This is a genomic window from Paracoccus sp. (in: a-proteobacteria), assembly GCF_030536915.1.
In the GTDB taxonomy this organism is placed as follows: domain Bacteria; phylum Pseudomonadota; class Alphaproteobacteria; order Rhodobacterales; family Rhodobacteraceae; genus Paracoccus.
In genome coordinates this window covers 1-17,979 of the sequence record NZ_JAUNPC010000027.1, presented here as the reverse complement: position 1 = coordinate 17,979, position 17,979 = coordinate 1, and the positions used below count along the sequence as shown (strand labels likewise).

Sequence of the window (17,979 nt, the reverse complement as noted above, 5' to 3'; positions counted from 1 at the left end):
TGAACATCGAAGGGGATTGAGCATGGATCTGGGGATCAGGGGCAGGAAGGGGCTGGTCTGCGCGGCGTCAAAGGGGCTGGGGCGCGGCTGCGCCGAGGCGCTGGCGGCCGAGGGCGTGGACCTCGTCATCAATGCGCGGGGCGCCGGGGCGCTGGAACAGGTCGCCCGCGAGATCGCCGAGGCCCATGGCGTGACCGTCACCCCCGTCGCCGCCGACATCACCACCGAGGAAGGCCGGGCGCGGGTGCTTGAGGCGCTGGGCGGGCAGGCCGACATCCTCGTGACCAACGCCGGAGGCCCGCCCCCCGGCACATGGACGGACTGGACCCGCGAGGATTTCATCCGCGCCATCGACGGCAACATGCTGTCGGCCATCGCGCTGATGCAGGCGCTGGTGCCCGGCATGATGGACCGCGGCTGGGGCCGGGTCGTCAACATCACCTCGGCCGCCGTGCGTTCGCCGATCCCGCAGCTTGGCCTGTCGAACACGGCCCGGAACGGCCTGACCGGCTTCGTTGCCGGCATGTCGCGGCAGGTGGCCGAAAAGGGCGTCTGCGTGAACAACCTGCTGCCCGGCATCCACGACACCGACCGCGCGACCTCGCTGGACCAAGGCGTGTCGAAGGCGCAGGGGATCACCCCCGACGTGGCCCGCCGCCAGCGCGAGGCGACGATCCCGACCCGCACCTATGGCCGGGCCGAGGATTTCGGCGCCGCCTGCGCCTTCCTGTGCTCGCAGCAGGCGCGGTTCATCGTGGGGCAGAACCTTGTCCTCGACGGCGGCGCGCTGAACGTCACCGTCTGACGCGCGCGAACAGGGCCGCGTCATGACGGCGCGGCCCTGGTATTTCTTCTTCGCAGGAACATCCCGGGATCGTCGTATACGACGATGGGGCAGCGCCCCGGTCCGACAGTGCCGTCAGGCGCCGACCAGCACGGTCCACCAGATCTTGTTGGTCGGCTCCTGGAACCAGCCCATGCCCAGTTCGCGCGCCGCCGGGTCCATCAGGATGTCGCGGGTGTCGCGGGTCTGCATCCAGGCGTTCAGGGTGCCGATCTCGTTCTCGTAGGTTTCCGAGATGTCCTCGCCCAGCAGCCGTCCCGCGTATCCCTGGCGCCGCGCCCGGTCCAGGGGCGAGGACCCGTCCGAGCCGAAATGCCAGGCCCGGTTCTGCGCCGACATGTCGCGCGAATGCGCCATGGCGGCCGCGCCCAGTTGCGGGCTCAGCACCAGCGCCTGCAGCCCCTGCTGGGTCCGCAGCAGGTTGACCTGGGTCAGCACCCGCGTCGGGATCTCGGCCTCCTCGCGCGGGGTGATCCGGTAGGCCACCGGGATCGGCTGCCCGTCCGGGCCGATGGTGGCCTGGGGTTGGACGGCGCAGGCCGACAGGGTCATCAGGGCAAGGGCGGCGGCAAGGGTCAGTTTGGTCATGTCAGGTCCGTTCAAGGGTTCGCGCCCGATTATCGGGCCGTATGGGGGCCTTCAAACCCAAGAATGCGTGTGGGGCGAAGATCGCGGAACGGGCGTTGCATCCCTGCCGTGGCGGGCCTTGCCCTGAGGGGCCTGCCGCGGCGGGGGTCAGGCGGGCGCGGCTTCGTCCTCGACCGACAGGATGGCAGGGACGGCGGGGCAGGGCAGCAGCCCGTTCATCGCCACATCCGCCAGCGTGGTGTTGTGCAGGAAGACATAGACATGCGCCGACAGCCCTTCCCACAGCCGGTTGGTCAGCGATTGCGCCCGCGTCCCGCTCTGCCCGCCCGAGGCGCCGGCGCCGACATGCAGCGCGCTCACCGTCTCGTCCACCGCGCCCAGGATGTCCGCCACCCGGATCGTTTCGGGGGCGCGGGCCAGCCGGTAGCCGCCGCCCGGACCGCGCACGCTTTCGACCAGCCCGGCGCGGCGCAGGCGCACGAACAACTGTTCCAGATAGGGCAGCGAGATGCTCTGCCGCTTCGAGATCGCCGCCAGCGTCGTCAGCCGCCCCGGACTGGTCGCCAGGTCGACCAGCGCGACCATCGCATAGCGGCCCTTTGTGGAAAGCTTCATCTGCCCCTCGTGTGATCACGGGCGGGACCGATTGACGCCGTCTCGCGCCCTGCGCTAAGCCCGCCCTGCCGTTTCTTGCGAAATCCGGTCGCGCGTCCCAGATTTCCGTCTAAGGTCTGCCATCCGCTGCGTCAAGGAACCCGCCCGGGCCACACCGCCGCAGGGCGCAGCCGAACAGGAGTGTCATGCCCGAGCTTATCTTCCCCGGACCCGAAGGCCGCCTGGAAGGCCGCTACCATCCCCAGCCCAAGCCCGACGCCCCGCTTGCCATCGTGCTGCACCCGCATCCGCAATACGGGGGCACGATGAACAACCGGGTGGTCTACAACCTGCATTACGCCTTTCACCGGATGGGCTTCACCGTCCTGCGCTTCAACTTCCGGGGCGTGGGCCGCAGCCAGGGCGAGTTCGACCAGGGCATCGGAGAGCTGTCGGACGCCGCATCCGCGCTGGACCACCTGCAGGCGATGAACCCCAATTCCAAGCATTGCTGGGTCGCGGGCTTCAGCTTCGGCGCATGGATCGGGATGCAGCTTCTGATGCGCCGCCCCGAGATCACGGGATTCGTCAGCGTCTCGCCGCCGGCGAACATGTATGACTTCAGCTTCCTCGCGCCCTGCCCGTCCTCGGGCCTCATCATCAACGGCACCGCCGACCGGGTGGCCCCGCCCAAGGACACCAACGCCCTTGTGGGCAAGCTGCGCGAGCAGAAGGGCATCACCGTCACGCATGAGGAAATCGAAGGCGCAGACCATTTCTTCCGCGACGACGAGGCCCACATGAAGCCGATGATCGACACCGTGCAGGCCTATGTCCGCCGCAGGCTGACCGAAACCACCCGCTGAGGGACGCAAGGCCCCCGCATCGGCGGGCCGCGCCGGGTCAGCCGGCCAGCGCGACGCGGTTCTTGCCGTGCCGCTCGGCCAGCTTGCGGGCCAGCCGGCCGGGCACCAGTTGCCGGGCCGGGGGAAAGCCGCCCTCGCCCTCGCACAGTTCGGGGAAGATCGCTTGGATCTCGGCCGCCGCAGCCTCGCCCAGCGCGGCCAAGGCCATCGGGCCGGGGTAAAGCGATTCCGTCTCGGCGCCGTTCGAGACCAGCACCTCGTGACGGTCGAACATCAGGTGCAGGTAGGTGACCTCGCGTGCTGCCTCGTCCACCTCGATGCCCGGCAGCGACAGAAGCTGCTTGGCCGCGACCAGCACCTCGGGGGCGCCGAACATCCGCATCGCGATGGCCGAGCGCACCAGGACCCGGTGCTGCGGCGAGACGACAAGATCCCGCAGCGGCTGCCCGGCACCCAGCGCCCCCGCCCGGATGCGGATGGGGCGCAGTTTGGGCTGGGCCGCAAGCTCGCTCGGGCGCAGTGTCCGGCGACCGATCCAGCGCAGGGGCTGCAGCCCGTTGTCACGGGTCCAGACGAGATCGCCCAGCGCCAGGTCCTCGACCCGGCGCTCTCCCCCGGCCGTGCGGATCATCGTTCCGGCGGTGAAGCAGGGGACGATCGGAAGGTCGAAGATCTCGGGCGTGAAGGAGATCCGCGACGAGGGCGGGGTGGTCGCTGGAAACGGCTTCGCCTTCAGGATCGTGACCCCGCGCAGCCCGGTGATGCCCTTCCAGTCCTTGAGCGTATCGACCGAAGGGCGGAAGAACATGTCGCCGTTGCCCATCTGGATCAGCACGCCGGATTCGTCCGCCGTGGACCCGTCGGGCAGGGTCAGCCTGTAATCGACCTCGAAGAAGCCGGTGATCTGGGTGTTCGCCTTTGTCGCGGTATGCGGCGAGACATAGGTCATCTTCGAGGCCGTGCGCGAGCCGTAGGTGGTCGAGAAACCCCACTCATTGCGGAAGAAGCCGTAGTTGTATTCGTTGCCGCTGACCGCGACCGCCTTGATCTCGGAAGGACCGAAGGCCTCGTGGCCGACCAGCTTGTTGGCCTCGGCCTGCGTCGCGGTGTTATTGGGGGTCGCGTTGAATTGCGGCTTGTTGCCGAACCAGAGCAAATTGACCGTCGCCATGAAAACATCCAGACCTGAAAATGGTAATGGATGTCGTGCTACAGTCCTTCCCGAATTCGGCGAACCTGTGCTTCCGGACAGTTTTACGAGAATTATTATCTATTTAGATAGGTCTGGCGAATTGACGTGGCGGCATGCTGCAGCACCGTCGCCTGCGGCATACCATGGCATACCGGGCTTCCCTTCGGTCCTGTTTGGCGTTATAGGCGCGACTGACCGTTTTCCGAATCCAAGGTGTGCCCATGACCAAGATCAAGGTAGACAACCCCGTCGTCGAACTCGACGGCGACGAGATGACCCGGATCATCTGGGACTTCATCAAGCAGAAGCTGATCCTGCCCTATCTGGACATCGACCTGAAATACTACGACCTCGGCATCGAGGAACGTGACCGGACCGAGGACCAGATCACCATCGACGCCGCCAACGCCATCAAGCAGTACGGCGTCGGCGTGAAATGCGCGACGATCACGCCCGACGAACAGCGGGTCGAGGAATTCGGCCTCAAGAAGATGTGGAAATCGCCCAACGGCACCATCCGCAACATCCTGGGCGGCGTGATCTTCCGCGAGCCGATCATCTGCAAGAACGTGCCCCGCCTTGTGCCGCACTGGACCCAGCCGGTCATCGTCGGCCGCCACGCCTTCGGCGACCAGTACAAGGCCACCGATTTCCTGTTCCCCGGCAAGGGCAGGCTGACGATCCGCTTCGTCGGCGAGGATGGCGAGACCATCGAGCACGAGGTCTTCCAGGCCCCGTCCTCGGGCGTGGCGATGGCAATGTACAACCTGGACGATTCGATCCGCGACTTCGCCCGCGCCTCGATGAACTACGGGCTGAACCGCGGCTATCCGGTCTACCTGTCCACCAAGAACACGATCCTCAAGGCCTATGACGGCCGCTTCAAGGACCTGTTCCAAGAGGTGTTCGACGCCGAGTTCGCCGACAAGTTCAAGGCGGCGGGCATCACCTATGAACACCGTCTGATCGACGACATGGTGGCGTCCAACCTGAAATGGTCGGGCGGCTATGTCTGGGCCTGCAAGAACTATGACGGCGACGTGCAGTCGGACACCGTGGCACAGGGCTTCGGCTCGCTCGGCCTGATGACCTCGGTGCTGATGACGCCCGACGGGCAGACCGTCGAGGCCGAGGCGGCGCATGGCACCGTCACCCGCCACTACCGCGAGCATCAGAAGGGCAACGAGACCTCGACCAACTCCATCGCCTCGATCTTCGCCTGGACGGGCGGGCTGAAGCACCGCGCCAAGCTGGACGGCAACGAGCAGCTGCAGCGTTTCGCCGAGACGCTGGAGCGCGTGACCGTGCAGGCGGTCGAGGACGGCCACATGACCAAGGACCTCGCCCTGCTGGTCGGGCCGGACCAGAAGTGGCTGTCCACCATGGGCTATCTGGAAAAGGTGGACGAATACCTGAACAAGGCGCTGGCGGGCTGAGACTGCGCCCAGCGACGGAAAAGGGCCGGGCAGCAATGCCCGGCCCTTTTTCCATGCGGCGGGATCAGCCTTCGGGCGCGGCGGCAATGGAATCGACGAACTCTCCGGCCAGCGCATGGGCGCCCTCGATCACGGCAGGATCGAGTTCCGTGACCTCCTCGCCCGTGACCTCGCCGACCTGCACGTTCAGCGCCCGCCCCCGCACCTCGGCCACGCAGAGCGTGCAGGTCACATCCTTTACCTGGGTTCCCATGCATTCCATCCCGGTGCCGGCAGGGCTTTGGACCGTGGCGCGCGTCATCGGGATGTCCCCGTCCGCCATGTAGGCCGCGGCCCGTTCCACCTTGCCCGCGATGCCGCCCCCATACAGGCGGTAAAGCAGCACCTGCACATTCCGGTTGTCGTCGGGGTGATGATAGGCGGCCTAAATCCGCCCTTCCTGCGGCTTGCTCTGGATCGAGGCGCGGGTCAGGCCGTCGATCTCCTCGGGGAAGCCCGGAAGGAAGGCGTTGGTGGGATGCCCCTGCACGACATCGGGCGGACCATCGGTCCGGGCGGCGGCAGGGGTGCCAAGCGCGGCAGCCAGTGCCGCCGCGAGCAGGACTCTGGTCATGGGCTTTCCCTGTCCCGCGTCACTCGCCCGTGGGATTGTCCGAGGCGGGATACCAGTCCACGATCACGATCACGATCTCGGTCGCGGCCCCCGTCGCCTGCAGCTTTTCAGCGAACTCGGCCGGGTCGTTGCCCTTGTGGTGATAAGGGATGACCATGCGCGGGGCCATTTCCGCCACGCCCTCGGCGGCCTGATCGACGTCCATCGTGTAGGGCAGGTTCATTGGCACGAAGGCGACCGCGATGTCGGCCTGCGCGCGGAACTCGGGCGTGGCCTCGGTGTCCCCGGCGATGTAGATGCGGCCGTGGTCGGGCGAGGTCAGCACATAGCCGTTGTCGCGGCCCTGCGGGTGATACTGCATCCGCTCGGGGGTGACGTTGTAGGCGGGGACGGCCTCGATCGGCATCCCCGCGACCTCGCCCTTGTCGCCATTGGCCATGACGGTGGCGCGGGCGCGCAGGGCCTCGGGCAGCTTCTCGGCCACGGCGGGGTTGACGATCAGCGCGACGCCCTCGGTGACGATGGCGGCCAGCGTGTCGGGGTCGAAATGATCGCCATGCTCATGCGTGACCAGCACCGCCGTGGGCGTGCCCGCCGCGGCATACTGCCCGGCGTCCCCCACCGGATCGACAAGGATGCGCTGGCCGCCCAGTGTCAGCATCAGGCTGGCGTGCTCGAAGGGCGTCAGGAACTCGGGCGCGCCGGCGCCGCTGGCGGCAGGGACGGCGGCCTGCGCCCGCAGCATCGCGGGCAGGCTGGCCGCCGCCCCTGCGGCGAGCGCGGCGGCGAGGGTCTGGCGTCGGTTCAGGCGCATGGCATCTCTCCACGGAACAGGGGTCCACGGTCAATTCCGGCAGGGCGCCCGCGGTTCCCGGCCCCCCGGCCCTTTTCCTGGAGGCCCCGAGGGGCTATCTCCACCTCGTCCCCAGCCCCGGAGCCTTTACCGATGAAAGCCGCCGTCATCACATTCCCCGGTTCCAACTGCGACCGCGACCTTGCCGTGGCGCTGAAAGCCGCGGGCGCGGTTGTCACCCGCGTCTGGCACAAGGACGATGCGCTGCCCGAAGGGACCGACCTTGTGGCGGTGCCCGGCGGCTTCTCCTTCGGCGACTACCTGCGCTGCGGGGCCATCGCCGCGCGCTCGCCCGTGGCCGCTGCCATCCGCGCCCATGCCGAACGGGGCGGCTATGTGCTGGGCGTCTGCAACGGCTTCCAGGTGCTGACGGAACTGGGCCTGCTGCCGGGCGCGCTGATGCGGAACGCGGGGCTGACCTTTCTCTGCAAGGACGCCCCCCTGCGCGTCGCCGCCCGCAACAACCCCTTCCTGTCCGCCTTCTCGGACGCCGAGGAGATCAGCCTGCCCATCGCCCACCATGACGGCAACTACCAGATCGACCCCGAAGGGCTGGCCCGCCTGAAATCCGAGGGGCGGATTGCGCTGACCTATCGCGCGCCCGTCAACGGCTCGGTCGCCGACATCGCGGGCGTGCTGTCGGAAAACCGCCGCGTGCTGGGGATGATGCCCCATCCCGAACGGGCGGCGGAAGCGGCGCATGGCGGTTCGGACGGGGCGCGGCTGTTCCACGGGCTGATCGATTCGACCGTCGCCGCATAACCCCCGTGCTCCCGCAGCGGACGCTTGAGCGGCAGCCCGCCAACCCATAGATTGGCCGGCATGGCAGATCGCGGCCAAGAGATCGAGGACGACCCCACCCATCCCGCCGCACTGCGCGCGCGCGCGGCCGCGCGCAGCCGCCTTGTCAACCGGCTCGGTGCCGTTCTGCTGCTGCTGGCGGCCATGGGCGCGATCTGGTGGACCAACGTCTGGCTGACCGATCGGTTCTCGGAAAACACCCGCGTCCGGGCGGAACTGCGCTCGGCGCTTTACACCGGCAACCTGTTGTCGGAACTGCAGCGCACCTCGGTGGTGCCGCTGCTGCTGGCGCGCGACCCGGCGCTGATCGGGGCGCTCAGCAGCAAGGATTACGCCACCGTCTCGGCCCGGCTGATCGCCGCGCAAAAGGAAATCGGCGCGGCCTCGATCCGGCTTCTGGACAACTCGGGCCGCACGGTCGGGGCCACCGACCGCAAGCTTCTGGGCAGCAACTACGTCTCGGCCCCCTTCTATGTCGAGGCGCTGCGGACCAACGACACCGTCTTCACCGTTTCGCCGGGACCCGCCGGCGGCTTCGATTTCACCTATTCCCGCGCGGTGATGCGGGACGGGCGGGCGGTGGGCGTGATCGTGGTCGGGGCCGACCTTTCCCGGCTGGAACGGTCATGGGCGGGGATCTCGGACGCGGTGGTGGTCACCGACAGCGCGGGCCAGATCATCCTGTCCACCGAACCCCGCTGGCGGGGCCACACGGTCCAGGACGCGCTGGCCGTCAGGTCCGCCCCCACCGCCATCGAGCGCGCCTTCCAGGTCACCGCCGACTGGTCGAACCGACCGGTCGATGCCTATGTCGGCGGCAAGGCGGTGATGGAAACGGAAACCCGCATCCCCTTCCGCGGCTGGCGGATGACGCTGTTCACCACCTTCGATTCGGTGCGGGAACGGGTGAACACCTTTCTTGCGCTGGAAATCATGGGCTTTGCGATCCTAATGGCGGCGGGCTTCTACATCCTGTCCCGCCGCGCCAGCGTCCAGTCCGCCCGCTACCGCCGCGAATCGGCCGACCTGCGGGCGCTGAACAACCGGCTCACGCGCGAGATCGCCGAACGCGAGCGGATGCAGCGCGAATTGCGCGTGGCCGAGCAGACCGTCCAGCAGGCATCCAAGCTGGCCGCGCTGGGCGAGATGTCGGCGGGCGTCAGCCACGAGCTGAACCAGCCGCTGGCGGCGATGAAGACCTATCTGGCAGGCTCGCGGCTGCTTCTGGAACGGGGCCGGGGGGACGAGGCGCTGACCTCGTTCCAGCGCATCGACGACCTGCTGGACCGGATGGGCACGATCACCCGGCAGTTGAAATCCTACGCCCGCAAGGGCGGCGAGGCCTTCGAGCCCGTGGACCTGCGCGTGGCCCTGTCGGGCGCGCTCACGATGATGGAACCCCAGTTGCGCAACCGCCGCGTCCGGCTGCAGCGCAGCCTGCCGCGCGAGCCGGTGATGGTCTTCTGCGACCGCATCCGGCTGGAACAGGTCATCATCAACCTGATCCGCAACGCGATGGATGCGACCAAGCAGGTCCGCGACCCCTCGATCGAGCTGGTGGTGGACAAGCTTTCGCATGCCCATCTGTCGGTCCGGGACAACGGGCCGGGGGTCGAGGACCTGGAACAGTTGTTCGAGCCTTTCTGGACGACCAAGAGCCCCGGCGAGGGCACGGGGCTGGGCCTCGCCATCTCGTCGGGGATTGTTGCCGATTTCGGCGGCCGGCTGACGGCGCACAACCGCGACAGCGGGGGCGCGGTCTTCGATGTCGAGCTGCCATTGTTTGAACCCGCCCGGCATGGCGCAAGGCCGCTGGCTGCGGAATGACGAAAGGAAATGACATGGCGCAGACAATGACTGTCGCGATCGTGGACGACGAACCCGACATGCGCGAATCGATCAGCCAGTGGCTGACGCTGTCGGGCTTCCGTACCGAAAGCTACGCCAGCGCCGAAGAGGCGCTGAAGGCAATCGGCCCCGACTGGCCCGGCGTGGTGATTTCCGACATGCGGATGCCGGGGATGGACGGCATGGCCTTCCTCAAGCGGCTGATGGGGCAGGATTCGGGGCTGCCGGTCATCATGATCACCGGCCACGGCGACGTGCCCATGGCGGTCGAGGCGATGCGTCTGGGCGCCATGGACTTCATGGAAAAGCCCTTCAACCCCGACCGGATGACGGAACTGGCCAAGAAGGCCACGCAGGCCCGCCGGATCACGCTGGACAACCGCGCCCTGCGCCGGGATCTGTCCGAGGGCCAGCAGGTGATGTCCAAGCTGGTCGGCGCCTCGCCCGCGATGGAACGGCTGCGCGAGGACATCCTGGATCTCGGCCAGGCCGACGGCCATGTGCTGATCGACGGCGAGACCGGGACCGGCAAGACGCTGGTGGCCCATGCCCTGCACGCGGTCGGGCCGCGGGCGTCCAAGAAGTTCGTCCCGATCAGTTGCGCCGCCTATAACGACGAGGCGCTGGCGACCCGGCTTTTCGGCCCCGTCGAGGAGGGCCTTCCGGCGGTCGAGGAGGCCCGCGGCGGCACCCTCTGCCTGGAAGACATCGAGGCGCTGTCCGATCCGCTGCAGGCCCGGCTTCTGGCCTTCATCGCCGACCAGGGCGCGCCCGCCGAGACGCGGATCATCGCCATCTCCAACGCCCGCGCCGAGGGCCGCCGGGCCGAGGACAGCCTGCGCCCCGACCTCTTCTACCGGCTTTCGGCGCTCAAGATCACCCTGCCGCCGCTGCGCCAGCGGGGCGAGGACATCCTGTCCCTTTTCACGCGGATGACGGAACAGTTCGCCGACGAATACGGCTGCGAGCCGCCCCAGATCACCGCGCAGGAAGCCGCCCAGCTTCTGCAGGCCCCCTGGCCCGGCAATGTCCGCCAGCTCATCAACGTGGCCGAGCGCGCGGTGCTGCAGAACCGCCGCGGCTCGGGGTCGATCACCTCGCTGCTGATGGGCGACGGCGAGGAGGCGCAGACGGACGCGACCACGACGGAAGGAAAGCCGCTCAAGGAATATGTCGAGAGCTTCGAGAAGATGCTGATCGATAACACCATGCGCCGCCACAAGGGCTCGATCAGCGCGGTGATGGACGAGCTGTGCCTGCCGCGCCGGACGCTGAACGAGAAGATGGCCAAGTATGGCCTGAGCCGCAGCGACTATCTCTAGCCGTATCGGACGTGCATCGCCTGTGCATCGGGCGTGCATCCGATGTGCGGCCGGATTTCTGCAACCAAGGGCTGAAATCGGCGGTGACGCTTTCGCATTGTCATTTGTCGGCATCACGCCCTATGTTGCCCCCATGCGGGGGCGCGGCCTCTTGTCGGCCGCGTCCGTCCCGCACCCGGTTTCGCAACGTGGCCGCCCTGCCGGAGCTTCCGGCAAGCGGTCGCGTGGGAAAAGCCGGCGGTCTCGCCCGTCCCCGGACAAGCCGACCGCCTGAACATTCGCCGCCTTCGTCCCTGCAACATGGTCCGAAGGCACAGGAAAAAAGAGACGCGATGGATCGCGCGATGGACGACGATGGATGGAACCGGCGGGGCGCAGGGCCCGCGGGCCCTGCCGCCACCGGTCCCGCAATCCCGCCTCGCGCCTTCCGCGCGTCCGCATCATGCCGCACCCCTTGTCCCCCACCGCCCAGGCGCGGGCGGGCAGGGCTGCGCGAAAGAACGATTCATGGCAAAGAAAATGCTGATCGACGCCACGCATCCCGAGGAAACCCGGGTCGTCGTGGCGGATGGAACCAGGGTCGACGACTTTGATTTCGAGACCCTGAACAAGCGGCAACTGGCCGGGAACATCTACCTGGCCAAGGTGACGCGGGTCGAGCCCTCGCTGCAGGCGGCCTTCGTGGATTACGGTGGAAACCGCCACGGTTTCCTGGCCTTCGCGGAAATCCACCCGGATTACTACCAGATTCCCGCCGCCGACCGCCGCGCGCTGATCGAGGAAGACCGCGCTGCCGCCGAGGAAGCCGAGGCCGAGGAAGGGGCGCAGGAGCGCCGCCCCCGGACCTCGCGCAGCCGCAGCCGTGGTGGCCGCGAGGAACGGGCCGAGCGCGCCTCGCAGGACGATGCGGTGACGAAATCCGACGCCGTGCCGGGGATGGAGGTCATCGACGCCTCGACCGAACAGCCGTCGCCCGAGGATGCCGCCGTCGAATCCGGCTTCTCGGCGGCTGGCGGCGATGCGGTCGATCCTTCGGTCCAAGGGCAAGGCGGTGACGCCGACGCGCCCGAACCTACCCCCGTTGACGCCCCCGAACAGACCGGGGCGCATGCGGAAGCCGATGCGTCGGACGACGACCATGCCGAGGACAGCGGCTCGGACGACGAGATCGAATCTGTCGCCGAAGAGGACGTGGCCGAGGAGATCCGCCCCGCCCGCAAGCCCCGTGCGCGCCGCTACAAGATCCAGGAAGTCATCAAGGTCCGGCAGATCATGCTGGTCCAGGTCGTCAAGGAGGAACGCGGCAACAAGGGCGCGGCGCTGACGACCTACCTCAGCCTCGCCGGGCGCTATTGCGTGCTGATGCCCAACACCGCGCGCGGCGGCGGGATTTCCCGCAAGATCACCAATGTCGCCGACCGCAAGAAGCTGAAGGAGATCGCCGGGCAGCTCGAGGTGCCGCAGGGCGCGGGGCTGATCATCCGCACGGCGGGCAGCCAGCGGACCCAGACCGAGATCAAGCGCGACTACGAATACCTGATGCGGTTGTGGGAGCAGATCCGGGAACTGACCTTCAAGTCGGTCGCGCCTGCACCGATCTACGAGGAAGGCGACCTCATCAAGCGGTCCATCCGCGACCTTTACAGCAAGGACATCGACGAGGTGCTGGTCGAGGGCGAGCGCGGCTATCGCACCGCCCGCGACTTCATGGCGATGATCATGCCGACGCAGGTCCGCGCGGTGAAGCATTACGCCGACCCGATGCCGCTGTTCACGCGGCACGGGGTGGAAAGCTACCTGTCGGGGATGTTCAACCCGACGGTGCAACTGAAATCCGGCGGCTACATCGTCATCGGCATCACCGAGGCGCTGGTCGCCATCGACGTGAACTCGGGGCGGGCGACCAAGGAAGGCTCGATCGAGGATACCGCGTTCAAGACGAACTGCGAGGCGGCGGACGAAATCGCGCGGCAGTTGCGCCTGCGCGACCTTGCGGGCCTGATCGTCATCGACTTCATCGACATGGACGAGCGCAAGAACAACGCCGCCGTGGAAAAGCGATTCAAGGAAGCGCTGAAGAACGACCGCGCCCGCATCCAGGTCGGCCGCATCTCGGGCTTCGGCCTGATGGAGATGAGCCGCCAGCGCCTGCGTCCGGGGATGCTGGAATCGACCACCCAGCAATGCCCGCATTGCCACGGCACCGGGCTGATCCGGTCGGACGATTCGATGGCGCTGACGATCCTGCGCGCAATCGAGGAGGAAGGGACGCGCAAGCGGTCCCGCGAGGTTCTGGTGCGTGCGCCGGTCGCCGTCGCCAACTACCTGATGAACCAGAAGCGCGAGCATATCGCCACGATGGAATCGCGCTATGGTCTGTCGGTGCGGGTCGAGGCTGATCCTTCGCTGATCTCGCCCGACTACACGCTTGAGAAGTTCAAGACCGCGACCCGCGTGGTGCCCGAGCCAAGTTCGGCCGCGCTGTCCGTCGATGCCCGCCTGATGGCGCAGATCGACGAGCACGAGGACACGGTCGAGGAGGATCTTGAGACCGAGGCCGAGGCCGAGGCAGACGAATCCGCAACGCATGAGGCTGCCGAGGACGAGAACGGCAACGGCTCGCGCCGCCGCCGCCGCCGTCGCCGCCGCGGTGGCCGCAACGGGGACGAGGCGAACGGGACCGAGCAGGCTGATTCGGACGATGCCGGTGAGGCGGATGCCGGAACCGCCGACGCCGAAAGCGCGGAAGCGGAAGATGAGGCGGGCGAGGACAGCAGGCCGGCCGGTTCCAGTCGCTCGCGCCGCTCGCGGTCACGGTCCCGCCGTCGCGTCGAGGACCGGGGCGAGGCTGCGGGCGAAGCCACCGAGGGTGTCATCGACGAAAGCCGCGAGGTTCCGGCAGGCGCGGGCGAGCCGGTGGAAACCGGCGGCATCCCTGCGAATGCGGACGGGCTGGGTGATGATGCCGAAGGTGACGCGCAGGATACGGAGGGCGCGACCGATGCGTCCGCGGATGCCGTGATGGCGGAGGCGGGTGAGGCGCAGATGGTTGGCGAGGAGCCTTCCAGCCAAGTCGCCGAGCCTTCCGCGCATCCCGATCAGCCGCAGGAAGCCGGGGCCGAGGCCGCTCTGCCGGCTGGTTTCGGGGCGGAGGTGACTGAAGCAGCGGAGAGCGCCGAGGCGCCCCGGGAAGATGGCGCGGCCGAGGCAGTCGCTGATGCGCGCACCGAAGAGGTTGCCCTGTCCAGCGAAGAGGTCACCCCTGCGCATGATGCTCGGGCGGCCTTGACGGGCGAAGCTGCCGCCGTGGGCGAGGACGACGGGCAAGCGACCGAGGGAGAGTCCATGCAGGCCGAGGCTGCCGGTCTGTCCTCGGAGCCCGCAGCCTCCGAAGGTTTGTCCGATCAGGCCGAAGCCGCCTCGCGTGAGGCCGAAGTTGCGACCATCGAGGCGCCTGCGGCCGAGGCCGAGCCGCAGCCTGCGCGCCCCAAGCGGCGCGGCTGGTGGTCGAACTGATCCGCTGACGCAGCCGTGACGTTCTGACGCGAGGCCGGGGCTTTCCCGGCCTCGTTCTTTTCTTCATGGTGCCGCCATGTTTGGGATCGAACTTGCCGACGCCGCCATCCTGCCGGCGGCCCTTGTCGCCATGCTGGCGGGAATCCTGTCGTTCCTGTCACCCTGCGTCCTGCCGATCGTGCCGCCCTATCTGGCCTACATGACCGGCGTGAAGGTCTCGGCCCTGAAGGAACGCCAGCGCAGCGCGGTGCTGCCGGCACTGTTCTTCGTCATGGGGCTGTCCACCGTCTTCCTGCTGATGGGCTATGCGGCCTCGGCCTTCGGCCGGGCCTTCCTGCAGTATCAGCCGATGCTGGTGACGATCTCGGGCATCTTCGTGATCCTGCTGGGGCTGCATTTCCTGCATGTCTTCCGCATCCCCATGCTCGACCGCGAGGCGCGGATCGAGGCGGGGGACAAGGGCGGCACCGCGATGGGGGCCTATCTGCTGGGCCTCGCCTTCGCCTTCGGCTGGACGCCCTGCATCGGGCCGCAACTGTCGATGATCCTGACACTGGCCGCGACCGAGCCGAGCCGCGGCACCGCGCTGCTGGGGATCTATGCGCTGGGTCTGGGCATCCCTTTCCTGCTGTCGGCGATCTTCATCGAGCGGTCCATCGGGCTGATGAACCGGCTGAAGCGGCACATGGGGGCCATCGAGCGCGTCTCGGGCGTGCTGCTGATCGCGGTGGGCGTCCTGCTGCTGACCGGCTGGCTCAGCGTCATCAGCTACTGGCTGCTGGAAACCTTTCCGGCGCTGGCCGCCATCGGCTGAACGGCCCAAGAAGGCTGGCGCTTTTCCAGGAAGGCCGCCATGCCCTCTCCGGTCTCGGGCAGCATCAGGTTCTCGCACATCGTGGCGCCGGTCTGGCGGTAGGCGTCCGCAAGGCTCTGGCCCAGTTGCTCGCGGAAGGCGCGCTTGCCCATGCGCACCGCCTGCGGCAGCTTCGAGGCGACAAGCTGCGCCAGCGCCATGGTTTCCTCGGCCAGCTTTTCAGGGGTCACGACGCGGTTCACCAGTCCCAGTTCGCGGGCGCGCCGGGCGTCGATGAACTCGCCCGTCACCAGCATCTCGAAGGCCGCGCGGGGGGGAATGGCGCGGGTCAGCGCGACCATGGGCGTCGCGCAGAACAGGCCGATGTTGACGCCGTTGACGCCGAAGCGGACGCCCTCGGCCGCCACCGCCATGTCGCAACTGGCGACAAGCTGGCAGCCGGCGGCGGTGGCGATTCCCTGCACCTCGGCGATGACCGGCTGGGGCAGGGCGCCGATCGCCTGCATGAGCGTGGCGCATTCGGCGAACAGCGATTCGTAGGCCGCGCGGCCACCGTCATCCCCGGTCCGCGCCCCTTGCATCTGCCTGAGATCATGGCCAGCCGAGAAGGCCTTGCCTTCGGCCGCGAGGATCACGGCGCGCACCGGCTGGTCCGCGATCCCCGCAAAAGCCTTGGTGAGCGCCCCGATCATCTCGACCGACAGCGCGTTGTAATTCGCGCCGCTGGTCATCACCAGCCGCGCCACCGCGCCGTGATCCTCGCGCCGGACCAGTTCGCCTGCCTTTGCCATTGTCACCCTCCGCTTCGTCGCGCCAAACTCTAGGCGCGCAAGGAGGATCTGGAAAGCATGATGCAGCCGCACGAGATCGAGGCGTTCATCGCCCGCGAGTTCCCGCAGGTCAGCGGCTACAGCCTCACAAGGGTGGACGGCGACGGCGTGGGAATGCGGCTGGCGGTCGGGCACCGGCATCTGCGTCCGGGCGGGACGGTCTCGGGGCCGACGATGTTCGAACTGGCGGACCTGGCCATGTATGCCGCGGTGCTGTCGCGGATCGGCCCGGTGGCGCTGACGGTCACGACCGGGGCCAGCATCGATTTCATGCGCAAGCCCGTGGCCGGGCGCGACCTGGTGGCCGAGTGCCGGCTGCTGAAGCTGGGGCGGGTCCTTGCGGTCGGGGACGTGCTGATCCGCAGCGAGGGGATGGGTGAGCCGGTCGCGCGGGCGTCGCTGACCTATTCGATTCCGCCGAAAACAGGCGGGTAGCAATAGGTATTTTATTACCTATATTTCAAGCGGATGTTTTGTAAGGATTTTCTACAGGATGTCGCCGTTGACCTGAGGGGCTGCTTTGGTGCATAGACCCCCATCCGAATTCACACCCCCCGAAAGGGACGACCGATGAAGACCTATACCGCGAAACCGGCGGAGATCGAGAAGAAGTGGATCCTGATCGACGCCGAGGGCGTCGTTCTGGGCCGCCTCGCCACGATCGTCGCCAGCCGCTTGCGCGGCAAGCACAAGCCGACCTTCACGCCGCACATGGACATGGGCGACAACGTCATCATCATCAACGCCGACAAGGTGCAGATGACCGGCGACAAGCGCGACGACAAGAAATACTACTGGCACACCGGCCATCCGGGCGGGATCAAGCACCGCACCGCCCGCCAGGTGCTGGAAGGCGCCCATCCCGAGCGTGTCGTCATCAAGGCCGTCGAGCGGATGATTTCCCGCAACAAGCTGGGCAAGCAGCAGATGACCAACCTGCGCGTCTATGCCGGCGACCAGCACCCGCACGAGGCCCAGCAGCCCGAAGTGCTGGACGTCAAAGCGATGAACCCCAAGAACACCCGGAGCGCCTGAACATGGCCGAAGACATCAAATCGCTGGACCAGTTGAGGGACGCGGTGACGGCCAGCGCCGGCGCCGTCCAGGGTTCGACCGCCGAGGAATCGCGCGGCCTGCAGGCCGCAGTGGTCCGTGAACCCCAGCGCGACGCACAGGGACGCGCCTATGCGACCGGCAAGCGCAAGGACGCGGTCGCCCGCGTCTGGGTCAAGCCGGGTTCCGGCAAGGTCACGGTGAACGGCAAGGACATGGCCGAATACTTCGCGCGTCCCGTGCTGCAGATGATCCTGCGCCAGCCTTTCGACATCGCGGGCGTCGCCAACCAGTATGACGTCTATGCGACCGTTGCAGGCGGGGGTCTTTCGGGGCAGGCCGGTGCGGTGAAGCACGGGATCTCGAAGGCGCTGCAGCTGCACGAGCCCAGCCTGCGCGGCGCGCTGAAGGCGGCGGGCTTCCTGACCCGCGACCCGCGCGTGGTCGAACGGAAGAAATACGGCAGGGCCAAGGCGCGCCGGTCGTTCCAGTTCTCGAAGCGCTGATCGCTTCGAAACGCACAAGCTCGAAGGGCGCGGCATCTGCCGCGCCTTTTTTCGTTCCGGCGGACCGATTCCTGCGTGGCGCGAGTCGCGCGGCAACGATTCTGTCACCGAAGCGTTGCGATTCCATGTAAGATTCGGCTTGCGAGGCCGTTCGTGTCCTGAAGCAGCCGTTTCGAAGCTGGAGGTAGGGCGGCAGAAATCCTTGGAAGACAACGAGTTGCAACAAAGTTGCAGCCAAGGTCGATTTTTCCGCTTGCCCCCGTCATGATCTCCCCCTAGATACCGCTTCACCGAACGGCGGGG

18 protein-coding genes are annotated in these 17,979 nt (G+C 67.6%); 11 read left to right on the top strand and 7 right to left on the bottom strand.

Translation table 11 applies throughout. The annotated features are described in order from the left end of the window. Positions 1 to 22 precede the first annotated feature (22 nt). Entirely contained in the window at positions 23 to 805 is a 783-nt protein-coding gene (locus Q4F04_RS06885; protein ID WP_303369096.1) for an SDR family oxidoreductase, read from the top strand. A 114-nt stretch (positions 806 to 919) separates the two neighbouring features. Here the strand turns inward: Q4F04_RS06885 and Q4F04_RS06880 are convergent, their stop codons facing one another. Next, positions 920 to 1,432, bottom strand: coding sequence for a CAP domain-containing protein (locus Q4F04_RS06880; protein ID WP_303369095.1), 513 nt, complete (start codon positions 1,430 to 1,432; stop codon positions 920 to 922). Between the two features lie 147 nt (positions 1,433 to 1,579). Beyond that, the gene (locus tag Q4F04_RS06875; RefSeq protein WP_303369094.1) at positions 1,580 to 2,047 is read right to left on the bottom strand and encodes an Rrf2 family transcriptional regulator; all 468 of its coding nucleotides are present in this window, start codon (positions 2,045 to 2,047) and stop codon (positions 1,580 to 1,582) included. A gap of 185 nt (positions 2,048 to 2,232) precedes the next feature. Here Q4F04_RS06875 and Q4F04_RS06870 point away from each other — a divergent pair, with 185 nt between their 5' ends. Then, positions 2,233 to 2,892, top strand: coding sequence for an alpha/beta hydrolase (locus Q4F04_RS06870; RefSeq protein WP_182792132.1), 660 nt, complete (start codon positions 2,233 to 2,235; stop codon positions 2,890 to 2,892). Between the two features lie 37 nt (positions 2,893 to 2,929). Here the strand turns inward: Q4F04_RS06870 and Q4F04_RS06865 are convergent, their stop codons facing one another. Next, positions 2,930 to 4,063 carry a Hint domain-containing protein gene (locus Q4F04_RS06865; protein WP_303369093.1) on the bottom strand — a complete coding sequence of 378 codons (1,134 nt, stop codon included), beginning with the start codon at positions 4,061 to 4,063 and terminating at the stop codon, positions 2,930 to 2,932. 242 nt (positions 4,064 to 4,305) lie between these two features. Between Q4F04_RS06865 and Q4F04_RS06860 the strand changes: the two genes are divergently transcribed. Continuing rightward, on the top strand, positions 4,306 to 5,520 hold the full coding sequence (locus tag Q4F04_RS06860; protein ID WP_303369092.1) for an NADP-dependent isocitrate dehydrogenase: 1,215 nt from the start codon (positions 4,306 to 4,308) through the stop codon (positions 5,518 to 5,520). A 64-nt stretch (positions 5,521 to 5,584) separates the two neighbouring features. Here the strand turns inward: Q4F04_RS06860 and Q4F04_RS06855 are convergent, their stop codons facing one another. From Q4F04_RS06855 to Q4F04_RS06845, 3 genes are read right to left on the bottom strand one after another with little or no spacing between them, the layout of a single operon-like run. Next, positions 5,585 to 5,905 carry a hypothetical protein gene (locus Q4F04_RS06855; protein WP_303369091.1) on the bottom strand — a complete coding sequence of 107 codons (321 nt, stop codon included), beginning with the start codon at positions 5,903 to 5,905 and terminating at the stop codon, positions 5,585 to 5,587. 39 nt (positions 5,906 to 5,944) lie between these two features. Beyond that, positions 5,945 to 6,133, bottom strand: coding sequence for a hypothetical protein (locus tag Q4F04_RS06850; protein WP_303369090.1), 189 nt, complete (start codon positions 6,131 to 6,133; stop codon positions 5,945 to 5,947). Between the two features lie 19 nt (positions 6,134 to 6,152). After that, on the bottom strand, positions 6,153 to 6,947 hold the full coding sequence (locus Q4F04_RS06845; RefSeq protein ID WP_303369089.1) for an MBL fold metallo-hydrolase: 795 nt from the start codon (positions 6,945 to 6,947) through the stop codon (positions 6,153 to 6,155). A gap of 132 nt (positions 6,948 to 7,079) precedes the next feature. On the opposite strand from Q4F04_RS06845, the gene purQ reads away from it, so the two are divergent. The 5 genes from purQ to Q4F04_RS06820 all read left to right on the top strand — a co-directional run bounded on the left by purQ (position 7,080) and on the right by Q4F04_RS06820 (position 15,287). Beyond that, positions 7,080 to 7,748 carry a phosphoribosylformylglycinamidine synthase subunit PurQ gene (gene purQ, locus Q4F04_RS06840; protein ID WP_303369088.1) on the top strand — a complete coding sequence of 223 codons (669 nt, stop codon included), beginning with the start codon at positions 7,080 to 7,082 and terminating at the stop codon, positions 7,746 to 7,748. Between the two features lie 183 nt (positions 7,749 to 7,931). Then, complete coding sequence (locus tag Q4F04_RS06835) at positions 7,932 to 9,614, top strand: ATP-binding protein (protein ID WP_303369116.1); 1,683 nt, start codon at positions 7,932 to 7,934, stop codon at positions 9,612 to 9,614. Between the two features lie 14 nt (positions 9,615 to 9,628). After that, positions 9,629 to 10,957 (top strand): sigma-54 dependent transcriptional regulator, encoded by a 1,329-nt coding sequence (locus Q4F04_RS06830; RefSeq protein WP_303369087.1) that lies wholly within the window; start codon positions 9,629 to 9,631, stop codon positions 10,955 to 10,957. Positions 10,958 to 11,464: 507 nt separating this feature from the next. Further along, complete coding sequence (locus Q4F04_RS06825) at positions 11,465 to 14,473, top strand: ribonuclease E/G (protein ID WP_303369086.1); 3,009 nt, start codon at positions 11,465 to 11,467, stop codon at positions 14,471 to 14,473. A gap of 76 nt (positions 14,474 to 14,549) precedes the next feature. Next, the gene (locus Q4F04_RS06820) at positions 14,550 to 15,287 is read left to right on the top strand and encodes a cytochrome c biogenesis CcdA family protein (RefSeq protein ID WP_303369085.1); all 738 of its coding nucleotides are present in this window, start codon (positions 14,550 to 14,552) and stop codon (positions 15,285 to 15,287) included. On the opposite strand, the gene Q4F04_RS06815 is transcribed toward Q4F04_RS06820, so the two are convergent. Beyond that, on the bottom strand, positions 15,242 to 16,078 hold the full coding sequence (locus Q4F04_RS06815; RefSeq protein WP_303369084.1) for an enoyl-CoA hydratase: 837 nt from the start codon (positions 16,076 to 16,078) through the stop codon (positions 15,242 to 15,244). The genes Q4F04_RS06820 and Q4F04_RS06815 overlap by 46 nt on opposite strands. Positions 16,079 to 16,135: 57 nt before the next feature. Between Q4F04_RS06815 and Q4F04_RS06810 the strand changes: the two genes are divergently transcribed. The 3 genes from Q4F04_RS06810 (at position 16,136) to rpsI (ending at position 17,676) form a co-directional block, all read left to right on the top strand. Continuing rightward, complete coding sequence (locus tag Q4F04_RS06810) at positions 16,136 to 16,552, top strand: PaaI family thioesterase (RefSeq protein ID WP_303369083.1); 417 nt, start codon at positions 16,136 to 16,138, stop codon at positions 16,550 to 16,552. 135 nt (positions 16,553 to 16,687) lie between these two features. Beyond that, positions 16,688 to 17,152, top strand: a complete 465-nt coding sequence (gene rplM, locus Q4F04_RS06805) for a 50S ribosomal protein L13 (RefSeq protein ID WP_303369082.1) — start codon at positions 16,688 to 16,690, stop codon at positions 17,150 to 17,152. 2 nt (positions 17,153 to 17,154) lie between these two features. After that, complete coding sequence (gene rpsI / locus Q4F04_RS06800; protein WP_303369081.1) at positions 17,155 to 17,676, top strand: 30S ribosomal protein S9; 522 nt, start codon at positions 17,155 to 17,157, stop codon at positions 17,674 to 17,676. Positions 17,677 to 17,979: the final 303 nt, after the last annotated feature.

What these genes read in the sequence shown, in the direction of transcription:
- Q4F04_RS06815 (WP_303369084.1), bottom strand. Translation starts at nt 16,078, where the DNA reads ATGGCAAAGGCAGGCGAACTGGTCCGGCGCGAGGATCACGGCGCGGTG.
- Q4F04_RS06885 (WP_303369096.1), top strand. Translation starts at nt 23, where the DNA reads ATGGATCTGGGGATCAGGGGCAGGAAGGGGCTGGTCTGCGCGGCGTCA.
- Q4F04_RS06830 (WP_303369087.1), top strand. Translation starts at nt 9,629, where the DNA reads ATGGCGCAGACAATGACTGTCGCGATCGTGGACGACGAACCCGACATG.
- Q4F04_RS06870 (WP_182792132.1), top strand. Translation starts at nt 2,233, where the DNA reads ATGCCCGAGCTTATCTTCCCCGGACCCGAAGGCCGCCTGGAAGGCCGC.
- Q4F04_RS06860 (WP_303369092.1), top strand. Translation starts at nt 4,306, where the DNA reads ATGACCAAGATCAAGGTAGACAACCCCGTCGTCGAACTCGACGGCGAC.
- Q4F04_RS06875 (WP_303369094.1), bottom strand. Translation starts at nt 2,047, where the DNA reads ATGAAGCTTTCCACAAAGGGCCGCTATGCGATGGTCGCGCTGGTCGAC.
- Q4F04_RS06810 (WP_303369083.1), top strand. Translation starts at nt 16,136, where the DNA reads ATGATGCAGCCGCACGAGATCGAGGCGTTCATCGCCCGCGAGTTCCCG.
- purQ (WP_303369088.1), top strand. Translation starts at nt 7,080, where the DNA reads ATGAAAGCCGCCGTCATCACATTCCCCGGTTCCAACTGCGACCGCGAC.
- rpsI (WP_303369081.1), top strand. Translation starts at nt 17,155, where the DNA reads ATGGCCGAAGACATCAAATCGCTGGACCAGTTGAGGGACGCGGTGACG.
- Q4F04_RS06825 (WP_303369086.1), top strand. Translation starts at nt 11,465, where the DNA reads ATGGCAAAGAAAATGCTGATCGACGCCACGCATCCCGAGGAAACCCGG.
- rplM (WP_303369082.1), top strand. Translation starts at nt 16,688, where the DNA reads ATGAAGACCTATACCGCGAAACCGGCGGAGATCGAGAAGAAGTGGATC.
- Q4F04_RS06820 (WP_303369085.1), top strand. Translation starts at nt 14,550, where the DNA reads ATGTTTGGGATCGAACTTGCCGACGCCGCCATCCTGCCGGCGGCCCTT.
- Q4F04_RS06850 (WP_303369090.1), bottom strand. Translation starts at nt 6,133, where the DNA reads ATGACCAGAGTCCTGCTCGCGGCGGCACTGGCTGCCGCGCTTGGCACC.
- Q4F04_RS06845 (WP_303369089.1), bottom strand. Translation starts at nt 6,947, where the DNA reads ATGCGCCTGAACCGACGCCAGACCCTCGCCGCCGCGCTCGCCGCAGGG.
- Q4F04_RS06835 (WP_303369116.1), top strand. Translation starts at nt 7,932, where the DNA reads ATGGGCGCGATCTGGTGGACCAACGTCTGGCTGACCGATCGGTTCTCG.
- Q4F04_RS06865 (WP_303369093.1), bottom strand. Translation starts at nt 4,063, where the DNA reads ATGGCGACGGTCAATTTGCTCTGGTTCGGCAACAAGCCGCAATTCAAC.
- Q4F04_RS06880 (WP_303369095.1), bottom strand. Translation starts at nt 1,432, where the DNA reads ATGACCAAACTGACCCTTGCCGCCGCCCTTGCCCTGATGACCCTGTCG.